Source organism: Pseudolactococcus laudensis, assembly GCF_013449735.1.
Lineage (GTDB): Bacteria > Bacillota > Bacilli > Lactobacillales > Streptococcaceae > Pseudolactococcus > Pseudolactococcus laudensis.
This window is the reverse complement of record NZ_JACBNY010000005.1, coordinates 104,993-121,437: the sequence shown is the minus strand read 5'-3', so window position 1 is coordinate 121,437 and position 16,445 is coordinate 104,993. Positions and strand designations below refer to the sequence as shown.

Below are 16,445 nucleotides of genomic sequence, written 5' to 3'. Positions count from 1 at the left end.
GTACATCGAAGCCTTTTATAATTCAAAACGAATCCATCAAAGTTTAGGGTATCTTACACCTAATCAATTTGAAAAGGTAAGTGCTTAAAATAAATAGATTAAAATTCTACGTTTGTTACTCTAAAAAATTGACTTAACGTCAATTTTAAACACGTATCTATTATATTATTATACAATAAAACTATATAAAAAAGATTAAGTTTTGTAAATTATCAGATATTATTCTCTAACCACGGAAAGACAACAATATTCGATAATTAATCAAAGAATGGAGAGAATTTATGAAGAAAAAAGAGATTTTGACTTTGCTAAATTTACTAGCAGTTGTAGTCATAACGTTTGTACCTTTTTATTTGATTATTGAATGGTAAATTGATTATATTTTGAGGCAAGTATTAAAATTTTGAACGCGAAAAAGTAAGCGGATACATAAGGGGAGTTATTGATAAAGAAGGTGATATGTTAAGTTTTAAGAAATATCCAGTTGTCTTACAACATGATGAGGCAGACTGTGCTGCCGCGGCACTTTCAACAATTTGTCGCTTCTATAAAAAAGAGCTGACAATTATGAAAATCCGTGAAATTATCGGTACAGATGCTTATGGAACAAGTGTTCAAGGTATCGTATCAGGTGCGGAAAAATTAGGATTTGAAGCTAAAGCACTGAAAATTCAGATTGATGATATTGATGGTGGCTATACTTTACCAGCGATTGCGCACGTGATAACAGATACTGGCTTAAACCATTTTATTGTCATAAACAAAATCAAAAACGGCAAATTCTGGATTTCTGACCCCGCTCGTGGTGCAATTGAGCTGACCAAAGAGGAGATGACAAAGCAGTTTACAGGTGTTCTCGTTTTGCTCTTACCCAAAAGTGAGTTTGAAACTAACTACCTCGCTAAAACAACCATGTGGCAACTTTTTAAAATGGTCATGCTCCGACATAAGAAGATGTTGCTGACAGTCATTCTATCTTCTTTTGCACTAACGCTTTTAGGGATTTTATCTAGTCTATTTTCAAAAGTTGTCTTTGATGAAATCATTCCCTTCCAGTTAAAGAAAACGCTTTATGTCTATTTTGTCGTTTTCGGAATGGTTGGGCTAATTCAAATTTTTCTCGGTTTTTTCAGGGCTCACGTCTTATTATTTTTATCTAGAAAGATTGATATTCCAGTCCTTCTGGGTTATTATAACCATGTCTTGCGCTTGCCTTATCAGTTTTTTGCGACAAGAAGAGTTGGGGATATTTTAACACGTTTCCAAGATGCGATGACGATAAAGGATATATTCTCTCAAGTTTCAGTGTCCTTAGTGCTTGATTTAGGTCTGGCAGTCTTTACAGGAATCGCCCTTATCAAAATCAACCTCACTTTATTTTTCCTTGTGCTAATCGTTGTTTTGGTCAATGTTGCTCTGATTTATTTGTTCAAGAAAAGCTATAAACGCATTAACTACGAACAAATGGAGGCGGGCGCCATGATGAACTCGCAGTTGATTGAGTCTATACAGAATATAGAAACCGTTAAGGCATCAGCTCATGAAGCAGTACAGATTGAGCGACTAGAAAATAAATTTGTTAAAGTCCTCAAATTGGGGTATGAGGAAGGCAAACTCAGTAATTTGCAAGGTTCGCTATCATCACTTGTACAAACTTTGAGTGGGGTTTTCATGATTGGTATTGGGGCGATTGCCATTATAGACGGAAAATTAACACTTGGTGATTTTATCGTTTTTCAGACGCTTTCTGGATATTTTACGGATCCGATACAAAATCTTGTTTCGTTACAGCTGACCTATCAAGAAGCGCAAATTTCTATGACTCGCTTGTCTGAACTCATGGACTTGGAAACTGAGGAAACGAAAGATAGGGAATTATTAGCTGATGTTGGTCTTAAAGGAAATATTACATTTAAAGATTTGACATTTCGCTATGGTAGCCGTCCGCCTATTATCAAAGAATTTAACCTTAAAATTAAACAAGGACAGCGTGTCGCAATCGTTGGTGAAAGTGGTGCGGGAAAATCAACGCTTGCAAAACTTCTATTGAAATTTCAAAATGCGGATAGTGGTAAACTCACGATTAATGACTATGACATCGAAGATATTGAGGTCAAATACCTTAGACAATCAATCGGCTATGTCCCACAAAATATCGAACTGTTTACAGGGACGATAATGGAGAACATTAAACTTGGTAATGAAAGTGCAACTTATGAACAAGTAATAAAGGCTGCCAAATTAGCAGGTTGTCACGACTTTATTCAAAAGTTGCCCAATCGTTATTATGCTTTTATCGAAGAAAACGGCTCAAATTTTTCAGGTGGCGAGCGACAACAAATCGCCATAGCTAGAGCTTTTCTCAAAGAAAGAGACCTGTGTATCTTTGATGAATCAACCAGTAATCTGGATTCGTTTAGTGAACGGTATATCCAGAAAGCCATGTTACAGGCAACAAATGGTGCAACGACAATCATAATAGCCCATAGGCTATCGACGATTATTAACTGCGATTTGATTGTTTTCATGGCAAATGGTGCGATTATTGAACAAGGTAGTCATGATGAACTGGTAGCCTTAAATGGTAAGTACGCTGAAATGATTACCTTGCAGTATGGTGGTAGAATTGTCAAAACAAATCGAACTGAAGCTATTGAACAGGAAGAAATTAGTTATTAATTTGAAAAATTGGGTTAGGTCATTCACCCGACGCGAAAAGTAATGAAAGTAACTTTAAGACCGCAAGTTGAGAAGTTGCGTGTGTCAAAAAATAAATTTAGAAAGTAGGAAACGACTATGGAAATGGTTATGCCAGTGAATTATGTCGAAATGACTGATGAAGAGATGATGTATGTTGAGGGTGGAGGATTTGTAGGTGTTTATATTAAAGTCAGCAAATCTACTGGAAATCGAGGAGGTGACATGTGTGGAGTAATTGCTGCTTCAGCTGTGGCGGGGGTAACATGGCAATTAGCAGCAGCTGGTCCTTGGGGAGCTGCTGCTGCAGCTTTTCTAACAGGTAGTGCAGGTTTAATTGTGGCAAATGCAGTTAAAAGTGGTAAATTATCAATTCCTGTTGGTTATGATATCCCTTTTGTTAGCTGGTCACGTTCAATAACAATTTAATGTCATGAAAAAATATAGCTATATTGTTATAGTAATCAGTACTATAAATTTTCTATACAGATTGAATAATCCAAGTTTTGAGTATTCTTTTTCAATTTTTAGTTTATTATACTCTTATTTATTGGTAAGAAAAGGGATAATATATAAAAATATGAAAAAAATGTTTAATGTTGATATCTGGAAAATAGAATTCAAAGGAGTAGGAAATTTTATAGAGTTACTGTTAATTGTAGAGGCGTATTTTTGTACGGATCAATTCAATAATGGTATTTTGAATGGCTTAACATCTAATTTTAGTGAGAATATGATGTTTTCTCTAATACCATGTTTACTTCTATATAGATTTGCATTATATAGAAGCATTGAACTAAGTTATTGAAAGACATCTGTTTTTGAATATAGAAACTAATTGTTAAAAGAGTATCATTTTGGATTTAGGATAGTATCTTAAAAGAAGGTAGGAAATGATAATGAAAATGCCCGTTAATTATGTTGAAATGACTGACGAAGAAATGCAGTATCTTGAAGGTGGCTATAAAACAAATTTCCGTATTATCAGCACAACCTATGGCTCATGGAAATATGTTTGGGATGTAGGGGTTGATTTTGTTGGACGTTGGCATGTTGATGCAAGAAGTGTGACACAAAAACAAAGATATGATGAGGTTGATCCATACTCAGGTCGTAAAAGTGTAAACTTGACTTGGACGGTGAACTGGACAGAGTATCGTTATAGATAATAAAATAACGCAAATCGAGCTTCGGGAGAAATTTTTTCCGAAGTTTGAGAAAAGAAATTAGTAGTTCAGTCTATCAATATCTTTTCTCAGACTTTGGAATTTAAAAGTTAAATAAAAAATAGGAGAATTTTCATGAAAAAACTAACAACATTAACGCTTGCTTTGGGTGTAACTTTGCTACTAGGTGCATGTGGTGGCGCAAAGGAAGAAACGACGGTATTTAAGCAGGATATTCCTGAGTTACAGGGCGAAAATTTGGGTGAATCAACAATAAAAATCACCCACAAGGGTGAAAAAATCAGTGAGGTGGTCTATGAGTCAACGACACCATTAACAATGGGCGTAGTATCTGCCGAAGAAACGCAAAAAGCGATTAAGGAAATTGAGGCTGATGCCAAAATGGCTCAGGAAGAAAAAGATAAACTCATCGCTGAGATGCAAACGATGAGCGCTGGAAATCCAGAAGAACAGGCAGCAGAAATGGCTAAAAATTTAGATTCGCTTTATGATAATATGCCGTCTTCTAAAGGGATAGCAGTTAAAACGAAAAAAAGTAAAGCGAGTTATTCTGTTACGATTACGGTAGATTTAGCCAAAGCTGATAAAAGTAAATTAGGGCAAGTCTTTTTACCTGTTGATTTTTCTAAAGTAAAAGACTATAAAGATGCTGAAAAAGAATTGAAAAATTTACAATTTAAGGCAGAAAAATAAATCAGATTGAGTAAGAAAGGTAGTTATGAAAGGACTAGTTAGATTATATTGTCTTCTCATGCTAGGTAGCTTTTGGGTAGTACCTATTTTAAATTTTATTTTTGATGGTTTCGAAAATTTTGGTTATAATATCGCAGATATTTTGAAAGCAAATATTATGACAATGTGGGTACCTTGCGCCAGTAAAAGCTGGTTTGGGATTGCAGGCCTTTCAACCCATTGCTCAGATGGATAAAGGAAAAGATTCAAAGTTGATAGGTGAAATCTACATTTCTGCGCAAGATAGAAGTAAGATAAAAGTTGGGAATACTACAAAACTATCGCTTGCGGGTGTTAATCAAACCAAGTATGGTTTATTGACCGGTAAAATTAAGAGTATTAGTGATGGCACGATTACTCAAGGGAGTGGCGAAAATACACAGGTGCTTTATCAAGTAGATGTGGCGCTCGATAAGACCAAGTTGACAAGTGGTGAGGAAGAAATTTTAGCAAAAGCTTCTATGCCAACAGTTGCAAGTATTGTTTATGAAAAAGAAAATTATATGGAATGGTTGATGGAACAGTTGAATTTTACGAAAGAAAAATAATAAGAGATGGAACATTAAGATAGAAAGCTAGTTTAAACTTTTTTACGTTAAAAGTACTTCAATCAAAAAAGAGCAGGATAAGTTCTTTTTTGGTGGACTAAAAAACGTTCTAACAGTCAAATTCTGTCAGAACGTTTTTATCTTTATTCAATAATCAACATATCATCTTTAATCGCAAAAGGATTAGCTTCGTTGATGCGATCGTAGAACATGATGCCATTGGTATGGTCAATCTCGTGTTGGACGACCATGGCATCGTAGCCTTTAAGTTTGATGCGTTGTTTGTCGCCGTTTTTATCGATATAGTCGATTGTGACACGCGCGTGGCGAACGACGTAGCCTGGAACATCACGATCAACAGATAGACAACCTTCGCCATCAGCAAGGGCTGCATCTTGAACGGAGTGTGCCACGATTTTAGCATTGTACATAATTGTTGCTAGGCTGTAAGCCTCATTAGCTTTTTCAGCGGCTTCTTCGCTTTCAAATTCTTTAGGAACAAGGCAAGCGATGATTTTTTTAGAGACATCGAGTTGTGGCGCTGCAAGGCCAACACCACCACGTAGGCCCATTTTTTCAGACATGACAGGATCTTGCGAGTTACGTAAGAACTCCAGCATTTTTTCTCCTAGGATAATATCTTCGTCAGAGAGTGGTAGTTCAACGTCGGCACCTACCGCGCGAAGCGTCGGATTGCCTTCACGGACGATATCGTCCATGTCGATTAAATGACTAGCTTTGATTAATTTTTCTTGTATTGACATGATAACCTCTTTTTAATGAATTCACATTCATTATACCACAAAACAGGGGTCAAAAATGGTAAAATTGACCTATGATAGAAAAAGATACGTCAAGAAAATTTGAGTTAATTTCAAAGTATGAGCCGTCTGGTGACCAGCCAACAGCGATTGAAGCGTTGTGTGAGGGCATCGAAAATGGTGAGAAGGCGCAAATCTTGCTGGGGGCGACGGGGACTGGTAAGACTTATACCATGAGTCAGGTGATTGCGCGTGAAAATAAGCCGACGCTTGTTATCGCCCACAACAAAACCCTTGCCGGTCAGCTCTACGGTGAGTTCAAAGAGTTTTTCCCCAATAATGCGGTCGAGTATTTCGTGTCTTACTACGATTATTATCAGCCAGAGGCATATGTGCCAAGCTCTGATACCTATATCGAAAAAGACAGCTCGGTCAATGACGAAATCGACAAGCTCCGCCACAGTGCGACGAGCTCGCTTTTAGAGCGCAATGATGTCATCGTCGTCGCATCGGTCAGCTGTATTTATGGTTTGGGGAATCCTAAGGAATACGCTGACAATGTGATCAGCTTGCGACCGGGTCTTGAAATCTCACGAGACCACTTGCTCAACAGCTTGGTAGATATCCAGTTTGAGCGAAATGACATTGACTTCCAGCGTGGTAAATTCCGCGTGCGTGGCGATGTGGTCGAAATTTTCCCAGCCTCTCGTGATGAGAACGCCTTTCGTGTTGAGTTTTTCGGCGATGAAATCGAGCGAATTCGTGAAATTGAAGCCTTGACTGGTCATGTTTTGGGCGAAGTCGAACATTTGGCGATTTTCCCCGCAACCCACTTTGTGACCAATGATGAACACATGGAAGAGTCGATTGCTAAAATTGAAGCCGAATTAGAAGCACAACTCAAACACTTTAACGAGGAAGGTAAGTTGTTAGAAGCGCAGCGTTTGGAGCAGCGGACTAACTATGACATCGAAATGTTGCGTGAGATGGGCTATACCAACGGTGTCGAAAACTATTCACGTCATATGGATGGTCGTACTGAAGGTGAGCCACCTTATACTTTGCTAGACTTCTTCCCAGATGATTTCTTGATCATGATTGACGAAAGTCACATGACCATGGGACAAATCAAGGGGATGTATAATGGTGACCGGTCGCGTAAAGAAATGCTGGTTAATTACGGTTTTCGTTTACCCAGTGCGCTTGATAACCGACCACTCAGACGAGAAGAATTTGAAAGCCATGTGCATCAAATTGTCTATGTTTCTGCGACACCTGGTGATTATGAACTGGAGCAGACGGATACAATTGTTGAACAGATCATTCGGCCGACTGGTCTACTTGACCCGATCGTAGAGGTTCGCCCCATCATGGGTCAGATTGATGATCTCCTAGGCGAGATTAATCTGCGCGCTGAGCGCAACGAACGGACATTTGTCACGACCATGACCAAGAAAATGGCTGAGGATTTGAGCGATTATCTCAAGGAAATGGGTGTCAAGGTTAAATATATGCACTCGGATATTAAAACGCTTGAGCGGACGGAGATTCTGCGTGATTTAAGGCTAGGCGTGTTTGATGTGCTGGTCGGGATTAATCTCTTGCGTGAGGGGATTGATGTGCCTGAGGTGTCCTTGGTGGCGATTTTGGATGCCGATAAGGAAGGCTTTTTGCGCAATGCGCGTGGCTTGATTCAGACGATTGGTCGCGCGGCGCGGAACTCGGAAGGGCGCGTGATTATGTATGCCGATAAGATGACGGAGTCGATGAAAATTGCGATTGATGAGACTGCCCGTCGTCGTGAGACGCAGATGGCTTACAATCTTGAGCACGGTATCACACCGACGACGATTATCAAGGAAATTCGGGATAAGATTGGTTTGACAAAGGTTGCGGATGATGGGCAAGTGGTCGAAGTGGACTATGAAACCATGAATCGGAAAGAACGTCAGGCAGCGATTAAAACGCTGACCGAGCAGATGAATGAAGCGGCTGGTAATTTAGATTATGAGCTTGCGGCACAAATTCGGGATACGATATTGGAGATTAAGGCGATTGACTAGAGAAGCAAGTTGATTTTCTGATAGAAATTCTTGACATATTTTGGAAACATTGTATAATTATACTGATAAATAATATATATGCAGAAAAGAGAACACATGAACTTGAAAAAAATAGCTTTAGGCCTTGTTGCTTTGACATCAATCGTGACTTTGGCGGCTTGTGGGTCATCATCATCAAAAGATACATTGTCTAAAATTAAAGATAAAGGCACTTTGACTGTTGCCTTGAGCCCAGACTATGCGCCTTTTGAGTTTCAAATGTTAAAAGATGGCAAAAATGAAATCGTCGGTTCAGACGTTGATTTGGCTAATGAAATTGGTAAAGCTTTAGGTGTGAAAGTTAAAATACAAGCAATGGATTTTAATAATGTTTTAGCTAGTGTGACAAGCGGTAAAGCAGATATTGCGATTTCTGGTATTTCGGCTGACCCAGACCGAGCTAAATCTTATGATTTTTCAGATAGCTACTACACAGCTAATAATGTCATTGTTGTGAAGAAAGAACATCAAGATAAATATGCGACAATTGCAGATTTTAAAGGCAAGAAGGTTGCGGCTCAAAAGGGCTCAGTTCAAGAAAAAGTGGCAACTGATCAAGTTAAGGATGCCTCACTGGTTTCCTTGATTAAAACAGGTCAAGCCATTAATGAGTTGAAAAACGGAACAGTTGAAGGTGTCGTTTTAGAAGAACCTATTGCGAAGTCATATATCTCTGCCAATTCTGATTTAGCTTTATCTGGCGTGAAACTAGATTCATCAGATACTGATAGCTATTGTGTTGCAATGCCTAAAAAATCTGATAAACTGAAAAAAGAAATTGATGCGGTCATCAAAAAATTGAAAGCGACAGATGCGATTAGTAAATCTGTTGAGAAAAATTTCGAACTCGCACAGAGCGCGAAATAAGTCTATAAAGTCATTCCTTCTACATACGGTAAGTCTGTAGGGGGATTTTTTTTATGGCATATAATCAATAAAATGAAAAATTATGCAAAAAACTTGACTTATTGTTGAAATGCTGTATAATTATGCTATAAACTAATAAATATACAGAAAAGATATAACTTATGAAGATGAAAAAAATGATTTTAGGTATTGTTGCTGTGACGGCTGTACTTGCTTTGACGGCTTGTGGTTCTGATAAAAAGGCTGACCCAAATCACTATGTAGACCAAATTAAAGATAAAAAGACTTTGACAGTCGCCTTGAATCCAGAGTTTGCCCCTTTTGAATTTCAAGTGATTAAAGATGGAAAAAATACAATTGTGGGTTCTGATGTTGACTTAGCCAATGAAATTGGTAAGGCATTAGGAGTAAAGGTCAAGTTCCAAGCGATGGACTTTAATAACGTGCTTGCATCAGTCGAATCTGGTAAGGCTGACATAGCCATTTCGGGGATTTCAGCAACACCTGAACGTCAAAAGGCATATGACTTCTCAACGTCCTATTATACAGCGCAAAATGTGATGATCGTTCAAAAGTCTCAAGCAGACGCTTATCAAAATTTAGCAGCATTTGACGGCAAGAAAGTAGCTGCTCAAAAAGGAACAGTTCAGGAAAATATTGTGAAAGATCAAGTCAAGGGGGCTAATTTGGTCAGCTTGACTAAGAATGGTCAGATGATTAATGAACTCAAAAATGGGACGGTTTCAGGCGTTGTTTTTGAAGAACCAATTGCTAAAGCTTACGTGGCGGCCAATCCTGATTTAGCGATTGTCACAAATATTAAATTTGATTCATCAAAATCGGATAGTTATGCGATTGCGATGCCTAAGGATTCAGGTAATCTGAAAAAAGAAATTGACAAAGTGATCACACAACTTAAAGCTGATGGTAAAATTGAAGAATTTGTCAAAACTAATTTTGAATTATCTCAAACAGCAGCTAAATAAAATAGACTGATTACATGAATTATCGATTTACGTATAAAAACACGAACAATCCCTAAAAATTTCGATGAAATAAGGGATTTTTGTGTATAAATTTTCACAATATGATATAATAGTATCAATATTTAGTTAATTCTAAATATTAAGGCGAGTTTAATTCTGAATTCGTCGGTAAAATAAATCGGAGGTTTCTACCAAATGACAGTTTACAATTTTTCAGCAGGACCAGCAGTCTTGCCAAAACCCGTGCTTGAACAAGCACAAAAAGAAATGCTAGATTACCGCGAAAGTGGTATGAGTGTTATGGAACTGTCTCATCGCTCCTCCGAGTTTGATGAAATTATCAAAGCTGCTGAGTTGCGCTTGCGTGACTTGATGGCGATTCCAGATAATTATAAAGTCCTTTTCTTACAGGGCGGTGCATCATTACAATTCTCTATGATCCCACTGAATTTGGCTCAGAAAAAGAAAAAAGCCTATTATATCGTGGGTGGTTCATGGGGTAAAAAAGCTTATACAGAGGCTGTAAAGTTATCTAAGACAATTGATTTCCAACCGGAACTTTTAGCGTCTTCAGAGGCAACAGTTTATAACCATATTCCGACTTTCGATGCAGCAACGATTGATCCAGATGCGGCTTATGTGCATTTGACGACCAATAATACGATTGAAGGCACAACGATTTATGATTTACCAGATACGAATGGTGTACCGATCGTTGCGGATATGAGTTCCAATATTTTGGCAGTTCGTTATAATGTTGCTGACTTCGGCTTGATTTATGCTGGTGCGCAAAAAAACATTGGACCTGCTGGCGTAACTATTGTCATCGTTCGCGAAGACTTACTTAATGATGAGCCGGTTCTCTCTTCAATGTTGGACTACCGAATCCAATCGGATAACGACTCACTCTACAATACCCCTCCAACTTATGGCATCTACATGGCACGTCTTGTGTTTGACTACGTGGCAAGCCTAGGTGGTGTTGACGCCATGCAAGCTAAAAACATCGAGAAAGCCAACTTGCTTTATGACTTTATCGATCAGTCTGAGTTTTACTCAAATCCCGTTGAAACAAAAGCAGACCGCAGCATCTGTAATATCCCATTTGTGACCCCAACAGATGACTTGGATAAGTTGTTTAACAAAGAAGCACTTGAACATGATTTCAAAAACATCAAAGGTCACCGCTCAGTTGGGGGCATGCGTGCGTCGATCTATAACGCCTTTCCACTTGAAGGGGTGCAAGAATTGGTAGCCTTTATGAAAGCATTTGAGGCTAGAAATTCAGCTTAAGTTTGTTTACCGTTTAGCGTTTGATTGCGTCATATAAATATGACGCATGGTTCAGTTAAAATAGAAAGCAAGTAGATGACAACATTTTCAGTAAAAACTTACAACAATATCAATAAAATTGGTCTCCGTGAACTTGGCAATGCCTTCCAGATTGATGGGGATCACAAAGAAAATCCCGATGCTTATATTATTCGTTCTGAAAACTTACATGGTACTGAATTTCCAGAAAATCTCAAAGCTATCGCTCGTGCAGGTGCTGGTACCAATAATATTCCGATTGAAGAAGCGACTGACAAAGGAATTGTGGTGTTCAACACGCCAGGTGCTAATGCCAACGCCGTGAAAGAAGCCGTGATTGCCTCAACACTTTTGAGTGCGCGTGATTATATCTCTGCTAACGAATGGGTGAATACCTTAACTGGTGATGATGTACCCAAGCAAGTCGAAGCAGGCAAGAAACAATTTGCAGGCTCAGAAATCACAGGCAAAAACTTCGGTGTGATCGGGCTTGGGGCGATTGGTGCCCGTATTGCAAATGATGCTTATCGTTTGGGTATGCACGTTTACGGCTATGATCCATACGTGTCGATTGAGACAGCTTGGAACATTTCAAGTCACGTCCGTCGTGTGAATGACATCAAGGATATTTTCAGAAATTGTGATTACATCACGATTCACGTGCCCTTGACTGAAGAAACTAAAGCGACTTTCAACCGTGATGCCTTTGATGTTATGGGGAAAGACGTGACAATTATCAACTTCGCGCGTGGTGAACTGGTTGACAACGACGCCTTGTTTGATGCCATTGAAACAGGCGTAGTCAAACGCTATATCACAGACTTCGGGACAGAAGATTTGCTTAATAAAGAAAAAATCACTGTTCTCCCACACGTGGGTGGCTCGACTGAAGAAGCTGAACTCAACTGTGCGATTATGGCAGGTCAAACGATTCGCCGTTTCATGGAAACAGGTGAAATCATCAACTCTGTCAACTTCCCGAATGTCAAGCAGGCCTTGACGTCACCATTCCGGATTACCTTAATCAACAACAATGTGCCTAATATTGTTGCTCGCATCTCGACCCGTGTGTCAGAAGCCGGCATCAATATTTCAAATATCATCAACCGGTCTAAAGACCACCATGCCTATACCTTGCTTGATTTGGATGAGTCCGATGAAGAGAAAGTAAAGGCACTGGCCGCTGAGTTTGATAGCTCAGACAATATCGTGAGAGTGAGAATCATCAAAAAATCATGAAAACATTTTACTGGTATCCAAAGTGTTCGACTTGTCAAAGAGCGCACAAAGAATTAGATGCACTTGGTGTGTCGGTTCAAGAAATTGACTTGAAAACAACCCCACTTAAGGCTGAGCTCATTTTGTCATGGCTCGAAACATCAGGATTTGATAAAAAGAAATTTTTCAATATGTCTGGCATCAGTTATCGTGAGCTTGGCTTGAAAGATAAGATCGCCGATCTTTCTCTTGAAGAGGCGGCAGATTTATTAGCCTCTGATGGGATGTTGATCAAACGACCAATCTTGTTAGACGAAGATGGCAAAATTTTACAAATTGGTTATCGGACTGACTACGAAACTTTACTAGCCTAAATATAAAAATGAGGTCGAGACAAAAGACCAATAAAATAGGCTATGAACGATTTTCGATATTAATCGGAAACGTTCATAGTCTATTTTTTTATGTTATTTTGACAAATTGACAAGTAGCATGATTAATTAGAGAAACAATGCTAAACTTGTAAGAAAATCGCCAATTCTTTACCATTTTCGTATTCTTTTGGCAAAACAATGCGAAAATGGTAATAAATTCGTTGTTTTTTTACCAAATCGGTATTCTTTTGGTAAAACAATACGAAAATGGTGAAAAATCGTTAAATTGATGTGGAATCAGTAGTTTTTTAGTGACACACGTCAATTCAAAGGGAGTATATATTTGTACTTTACTCATGCTAAATACTAGCTAAAAAGTTTTGCTAGCCTAAATATAAAAAAGTTCAGTCATCAAATGACTGGACTTTTTTAATGGTTTATAAGTCGATTTCAAGTAAGATTGGGGTATGATCTTGTCTTGCTCCTGAGTCAATCATTTCAGAGGCACTGATTTTATCAGCGATGCGCTCTGATGTAATAAAGTAGTCAATCCGCCACCCTGCATTGTTGATTTTACTTGTTTTAGAACGTTGCGCCCACCAAGAATAGACGTTTGGCACTTGACCGTGAACATGACGGAAGGTGTCGGTAAAGCCTGCGCTAAGTAAGTTGGTGAAACCTTGACGTTCTTCATCTGTAAAGCCTGGTGAATTGCGATTATTATTAGGATGTGCCAAGTCAATTTCGAAGTGGGCTACATTATAGTCACCTGTCGCAATGACTGGTTTTTTTGCGTCAAGTTCAAGGAGGTAATCTCGGTATTTTTCGTCCCAAATTTGGCGTTCTGCTAAGCGTTTCAAGCCATCACCTGCATTGGGCGTATAGACTTGGGTCAAGTAGAAGTTGTCAAATTCTAAGGTAATAATGCGACCTTCACTATCCATTGTCGAAGGGGCACCGATTTCTGGCGTTTCAATGGTTACAGACAACTCCTGTTTGTATAGAAACATTGTGCCGGCATAGCCTTTACGAGCGGGTTCAACGGATGAGCGCCATGCGATAGCGTAACCAGGGAAACGCTCAGCTAGGATCTCTAAGTGTTTTTTGGTTGGGCCTTTGGCAGATAGTTTGGTTTCTTGTAGGGCGATGACGTCGGCGTCTAGGCTTGCAAGGTGGGTTAGGACGGCTTGCGAGAGTTGGGCGCGTGGGGAATCGCTAGTTAAGGCGGCATTTAGGGAATCAATATTCCAAGAGATAAATTTCATTTTCATAGGTTTTATTATACCAAAAAACTAGTCATTTTAAGCTTAAAAACCCTCTGAAATGCTTTATCGTCTTTTAAAATACTTGGATAAAAATTGGAACAGGTGGCTTGAGCCGAGCATGATAATGGCGATTAGTCATTTAGTGAGAGGTTAGTCTAACAATAGGTTAGCAAGTAGTAGTATGACAAAAAATTTGGTCAATCATCTTTTTATTTTCAAAAATTTTTATACGTCATATTATCTGAATTGTGTCATTTGTACCGCAATAATCTGTAGATTTCTAGGCGTGTTTAAACTATTTATAGTCGGTTTAGTGTTATAGAAATTTTGAAGTTTGTTATTTTAAATTTAAACATCTCTTGGGGAGTATTTGCGCTAACTGCTTATGAAGTAGTAAATCAACTAAATTGACAAACGCTTAATAATCTAATATAATTCAAATAGCGTTAAATTTACAGATAGTTTTTCGTTATTTATTGTATTTCAAAAATTTAAAAAAAGAATTGTTAACTAATTAAAGGGGAAAAAATGTTAAAAAAAATTCAAAGTATGTTGGGTATTGTGATAGTGTTACTGTCACTCGTGAATACGAGTTCAGTAGCACTTGCAGCACCGCTTGGAGAAGGGGAACCACAAAGAGCTGCTAAAGACTGGGGCGATCAGTTCATTACAAATGCTGAGCTACAAGTGCAGGTCAAGTAAAAGAATCTTTCGGGATGTATGATGATATGCGAGCGCAATGGAATTTTAAAATTCCAGCGGGTACAATAATTCAGCCTGGAGATACGATGACTCTCAAAGTACCTGAGGTACTGGGATTGGGAAATTCAGCGGCGTTCGGTATCAATGATGAACAGGGTAATACAATTGGTAATGCTCAGGTCAGTCCGACGACTGGAGATATCGTGATTACTTTTACAGATGCTATCACGGAAGCTGAGACGGCCGCTATAAATGGCCAGTTCTATCTTGGTGTAAAATGGGTTGAAGGAAAAGTTTCGTTTGATGAGAAGGTCGAAATCAAATGGACGGAAAATATCTCATCAACAGTTACGATTGCGTCAGGAAGTTTCCGACCAGAGGATAATGAAGGCATTAAAAAGTGGGGATATATAGATGCTGAGGATCCAGCTTTAATCCACTGGACAGCGCGTATTAATTTTTCAGAGAATCTAGATACGACGATTAATAATGCTATTTTTCAGGATGAGCTTGGACCAAATCAAAAACTCGTACCGGGTTCAGTTTCAGGCTTTTATGTCATCGGTTGGGAAGATAATTGGTATGCTAAAGCTGGTGAACTTATTCCGAATAGTATGATTAACATGACCGATGATACGCATTTTACAGTGACATTTGGTGATCTAAAAGGTCCAGTTTATATTAATTATATGAGTCGAATTACAGATGATGTTGCGTCAGACCAATATAGTAATGTAGGCACTTTAACGGGTGATGGATTTGCAACAAAAACTGATACAGAATTTGTAAAAATTGCTGGCGGTGGCGGCAATAGTGGCACAAGTGTCACAGTAGCAGGTGTGAAAACTTGGTTAGACAACGATGATGCAGCAGGCGTACGACCTTCATCAATTGAGCTTGAACTTTATCAAAATAATAATAAGATTGATACGCAGTCTGTGACAGCAGATGCTGATTGGCACTTTAGCTTTTCGAATTTACCGAATTTTGATGAAAATCATGCTAAATATCAATACCGTGTGGAAGAGGTTCCCGTCCCTAACTATACAGCCGAATTTAACGGTTACGACATTACCAACACTTACCACCCTTCTGAAGCAACAGCCAGCTTAAAAGCGCAAAAAATTCTTAAAGGTAAACCTTTAATGGCAGCAAACTATGAGTTTGAGTTGAAAAATTCAGAAGGTAGTGTGATTGAGACTCAAACTAATGGTGCAGATGGAATGATTAATTTTGATGCAATTACCTACGATAAGGCAGGAGATTATACCTATACCATTAACGAAGTCAAGGGAAATGAAGCCGGCATGACTTATGATGAGCATGAGCTTAAAGTCACTGCTAAAGTCGTTGACGAAAAAGGCCAACTTGTTGCGACGCCGATTTATGAAGGCGATGCAACGTTTGTGAATACTTATCATCCCCTTGATCCGGTAGATCCCGAGAAACCGGTAGATCCAGAAAAACCGGTTAACCCAACACTGCCAACTCAGCCTTCAAAAGAGCAGGCACCAGTTGTGGCAGATCAAACGAGTCAACCTACTCAGGCAGGCAATACGTCAGCAACTCAGAAAACAGACCAGTTACCAGAAACAGGTGAATCAAATAGTCTTTTGTTCAAGCTGTTAGGTGGTTTGATCGTACTCGTCCTTTTAGGGTGGTTTATAGTAAAAAAGAAACGTTAAAGTAACAAGA

At 38.7% G+C, this 16,445-nt stretch carries 17 protein-coding genes; 15 read left to right on the top strand and 2 right to left on the bottom strand.

Annotation, left to right across the window (positions count from 1 at the left end; genetic code table 11):
* The 7 genes from HZR21_RS04840 to HZR21_RS04810 all read left to right on the top strand — a co-directional run.
* Window positions 1–88 (top strand): IS3 family transposase (locus tag HZR21_RS04840; protein ID WP_139949446.1); only part of this gene is annotated, 88 nt, incomplete at its 5' end.
* 371 nt (window positions 89–459) lie between these two features.
* Window positions 460–2,679 carry a peptidase domain-containing ABC transporter gene (locus HZR21_RS04835; protein ID WP_180746681.1) on the top strand — a complete coding sequence of 740 codons (2,220 nt, stop codon included), beginning with the start codon at window positions 460–462 and terminating at the stop codon, window positions 2,677–2,679.
* A 117-nt stretch (window positions 2,680–2,796) separates the two neighbouring features.
* Window positions 2,797–3,126, top strand: a complete 330-nt coding sequence (locus tag HZR21_RS04830) for a Blp family class II bacteriocin (protein WP_180746680.1) — start codon at window positions 2,797–2,799, stop codon at window positions 3,124–3,126.
* Between the two features lie 464 nt (window positions 3,127–3,590).
* On the top strand, window positions 3,591–3,866 hold the full coding sequence (locus tag HZR21_RS04825; RefSeq protein WP_180746679.1) for a hypothetical protein: 276 nt from the start codon (window positions 3,591–3,593) through the stop codon (window positions 3,864–3,866).
* A gap of 132 nt (window positions 3,867–3,998) precedes the next feature.
* Entirely contained in the window at window positions 3,999–4,577 is a 579-nt protein-coding gene (locus HZR21_RS04820; RefSeq protein WP_180746678.1) for a hypothetical protein, read from the top strand.
* A 25-nt stretch (window positions 4,578–4,602) separates the two neighbouring features.
* The gene (locus HZR21_RS04815) at window positions 4,603–4,812 is read left to right on the top strand and encodes a hypothetical protein (RefSeq protein ID WP_180746677.1); all 210 of its coding nucleotides are present in this window, start codon (window positions 4,603–4,605) and stop codon (window positions 4,810–4,812) included.
* On the top strand, window positions 4,805–5,164 hold the full coding sequence (locus tag HZR21_RS04810; protein WP_180746676.1) for a beta-barrel domain-containing protein: 360 nt from the start codon (window positions 4,805–4,807) through the stop codon (window positions 5,162–5,164). The genes HZR21_RS04815 and HZR21_RS04810 overlap by 8 nt, the downstream gene beginning before the upstream one ends.
* Before the next feature lie 143 nt (window positions 5,165–5,307).
* Here HZR21_RS04810 and def read toward each other — a convergent pair whose 3' ends face one another.
* Window positions 5,308–5,928, bottom strand: coding sequence for a peptide deformylase (def, locus tag HZR21_RS04805; RefSeq protein ID WP_180746675.1), 621 nt, complete (start codon window positions 5,926–5,928; stop codon window positions 5,308–5,310).
* A gap of 71 nt (window positions 5,929–5,999) precedes the next feature.
* Between def and uvrB the strand changes: the two genes are divergently transcribed.
* The 6 genes from uvrB (at window position 6,000) to HZR21_RS04775 (ending at window position 12,783) form a co-directional block, all read left to right on the top strand.
* The gene (uvrB, locus tag HZR21_RS04800) at window positions 6,000–7,988 is read left to right on the top strand and encodes an excinuclease ABC subunit UvrB (protein WP_180746674.1); all 1,989 of its coding nucleotides are present in this window, start codon (window positions 6,000–6,002) and stop codon (window positions 7,986–7,988) included.
* Between the two features lie 96 nt (window positions 7,989–8,084).
* Window positions 8,085–8,894 (top strand): transporter substrate-binding domain-containing protein, encoded by an 810-nt coding sequence (locus HZR21_RS04795; RefSeq protein WP_180746688.1) that lies wholly within the window; start codon window positions 8,085–8,087, stop codon window positions 8,892–8,894.
* Window positions 8,895–9,055: 161 nt separating this feature from the next.
* Window positions 9,056–9,880, top strand: coding sequence for a transporter substrate-binding domain-containing protein (locus HZR21_RS04790; RefSeq protein ID WP_180746673.1), 825 nt, complete (start codon window positions 9,056–9,058; stop codon window positions 9,878–9,880).
* 195 nt (window positions 9,881–10,075) lie between these two features.
* On the top strand, window positions 10,076–11,173 hold the full coding sequence (serC, locus tag HZR21_RS04785; protein WP_180746672.1) for a 3-phosphoserine/phosphohydroxythreonine transaminase: 1,098 nt from the start codon (window positions 10,076–10,078) through the stop codon (window positions 11,171–11,173).
* A 75-nt stretch (window positions 11,174–11,248) separates the two neighbouring features.
* A complete protein-coding gene (locus HZR21_RS04780; RefSeq protein ID WP_180746671.1) occupies window positions 11,249–12,430 on the top strand; it encodes a 3-phosphoglycerate dehydrogenase family protein in 1,182 nt (393 codons plus the stop codon).
* Window positions 12,427–12,783: an arsenate reductase family protein gene (locus HZR21_RS04775; RefSeq protein WP_180746670.1), complete on the top strand. Its 357-nt coding sequence runs from the start codon at window positions 12,427–12,429 to the stop codon at window positions 12,781–12,783. The genes HZR21_RS04780 and HZR21_RS04775 overlap by 4 nt, the downstream gene beginning before the upstream one ends.
* Window positions 12,784–13,220: 437 nt before the next feature.
* Here HZR21_RS04775 and HZR21_RS04770 read toward each other — a convergent pair whose 3' ends face one another.
* Window positions 13,221–14,048, bottom strand: a complete 828-nt coding sequence (locus HZR21_RS04770; RefSeq protein ID WP_180746687.1) for an exodeoxyribonuclease III — start codon at window positions 14,046–14,048, stop codon at window positions 13,221–13,223.
* A 561-nt stretch (window positions 14,049–14,609) separates the two neighbouring features.
* Between HZR21_RS04770 and HZR21_RS04765 the strand changes: the two genes are divergently transcribed.
* A complete protein-coding gene (locus HZR21_RS04765) occupies window positions 14,610–14,750 on the top strand; it encodes a hypothetical protein (RefSeq protein WP_180746669.1) in 141 nt (46 codons plus the stop codon).
* Window positions 14,751–14,776: 26 nt separating this feature from the next.
* Window positions 14,777–16,435, top strand: a complete 1,659-nt coding sequence (locus tag HZR21_RS04760) for a Cna B-type domain-containing protein (protein ID WP_180746668.1) — start codon at window positions 14,777–14,779, stop codon at window positions 16,433–16,435.
* Window positions 16,436–16,445: the final 10 nt, after the last annotated feature.

What these genes read in the sequence shown, in the direction of transcription:
- HZR21_RS04775 (WP_180746670.1), top strand. Translation starts at nt 12,427, where the DNA reads ATGAAAACATTTTACTGGTATCCAAAGTGTTCGACTTGTCAAAGAGCG.
- HZR21_RS04795 (WP_180746688.1), top strand. Translation starts at nt 8,085, where the DNA reads ATGAACTTGAAAAAAATAGCTTTAGGCCTTGTTGCTTTGACATCAATC.
- serC (WP_180746672.1), top strand. Translation starts at nt 10,076, where the DNA reads ATGACAGTTTACAATTTTTCAGCAGGACCAGCAGTCTTGCCAAAACCC.
- def (WP_180746675.1), bottom strand. Translation starts at nt 5,928, where the DNA reads ATGTCAATACAAGAAAAATTAATCAAAGCTAGTCATTTAATCGACATG.
- HZR21_RS04790 (WP_180746673.1), top strand. Translation starts at nt 9,056, where the DNA reads ATGAAGATGAAAAAAATGATTTTAGGTATTGTTGCTGTGACGGCTGTA.
- HZR21_RS04810 (WP_180746676.1), top strand. Translation starts at nt 4,805, where the DNA reads ATGGATAAAGGAAAAGATTCAAAGTTGATAGGTGAAATCTACATTTCT.
- HZR21_RS04815 (WP_180746677.1), top strand. Translation starts at nt 4,603, where the DNA reads ATGAAAGGACTAGTTAGATTATATTGTCTTCTCATGCTAGGTAGCTTT.
- HZR21_RS04820 (WP_180746678.1), top strand. Translation starts at nt 3,999, where the DNA reads ATGAAAAAACTAACAACATTAACGCTTGCTTTGGGTGTAACTTTGCTA.
- HZR21_RS04780 (WP_180746671.1), top strand. Translation starts at nt 11,249, where the DNA reads ATGACAACATTTTCAGTAAAAACTTACAACAATATCAATAAAATTGGT.
- HZR21_RS04760 (WP_180746668.1), top strand. Translation starts at nt 14,777, where the DNA reads ATGCGAGCGCAATGGAATTTTAAAATTCCAGCGGGTACAATAATTCAG.
- HZR21_RS04835 (WP_180746681.1), top strand. Translation starts at nt 460, where the DNA reads ATGTTAAGTTTTAAGAAATATCCAGTTGTCTTACAACATGATGAGGCA.
- uvrB (WP_180746674.1), top strand. Translation starts at nt 6,000, where the DNA reads ATGATAGAAAAAGATACGTCAAGAAAATTTGAGTTAATTTCAAAGTAT.
- HZR21_RS04770 (WP_180746687.1), bottom strand. Translation starts at nt 14,048, where the DNA reads ATGAAATTTATCTCTTGGAATATTGATTCCCTAAATGCCGCCTTAACT.
- HZR21_RS04830 (WP_180746680.1), top strand. Translation starts at nt 2,797, where the DNA reads ATGGAAATGGTTATGCCAGTGAATTATGTCGAAATGACTGATGAAGAG.
- HZR21_RS04825 (WP_180746679.1), top strand. Translation starts at nt 3,591, where the DNA reads ATGATAATGAAAATGCCCGTTAATTATGTTGAAATGACTGACGAAGAA.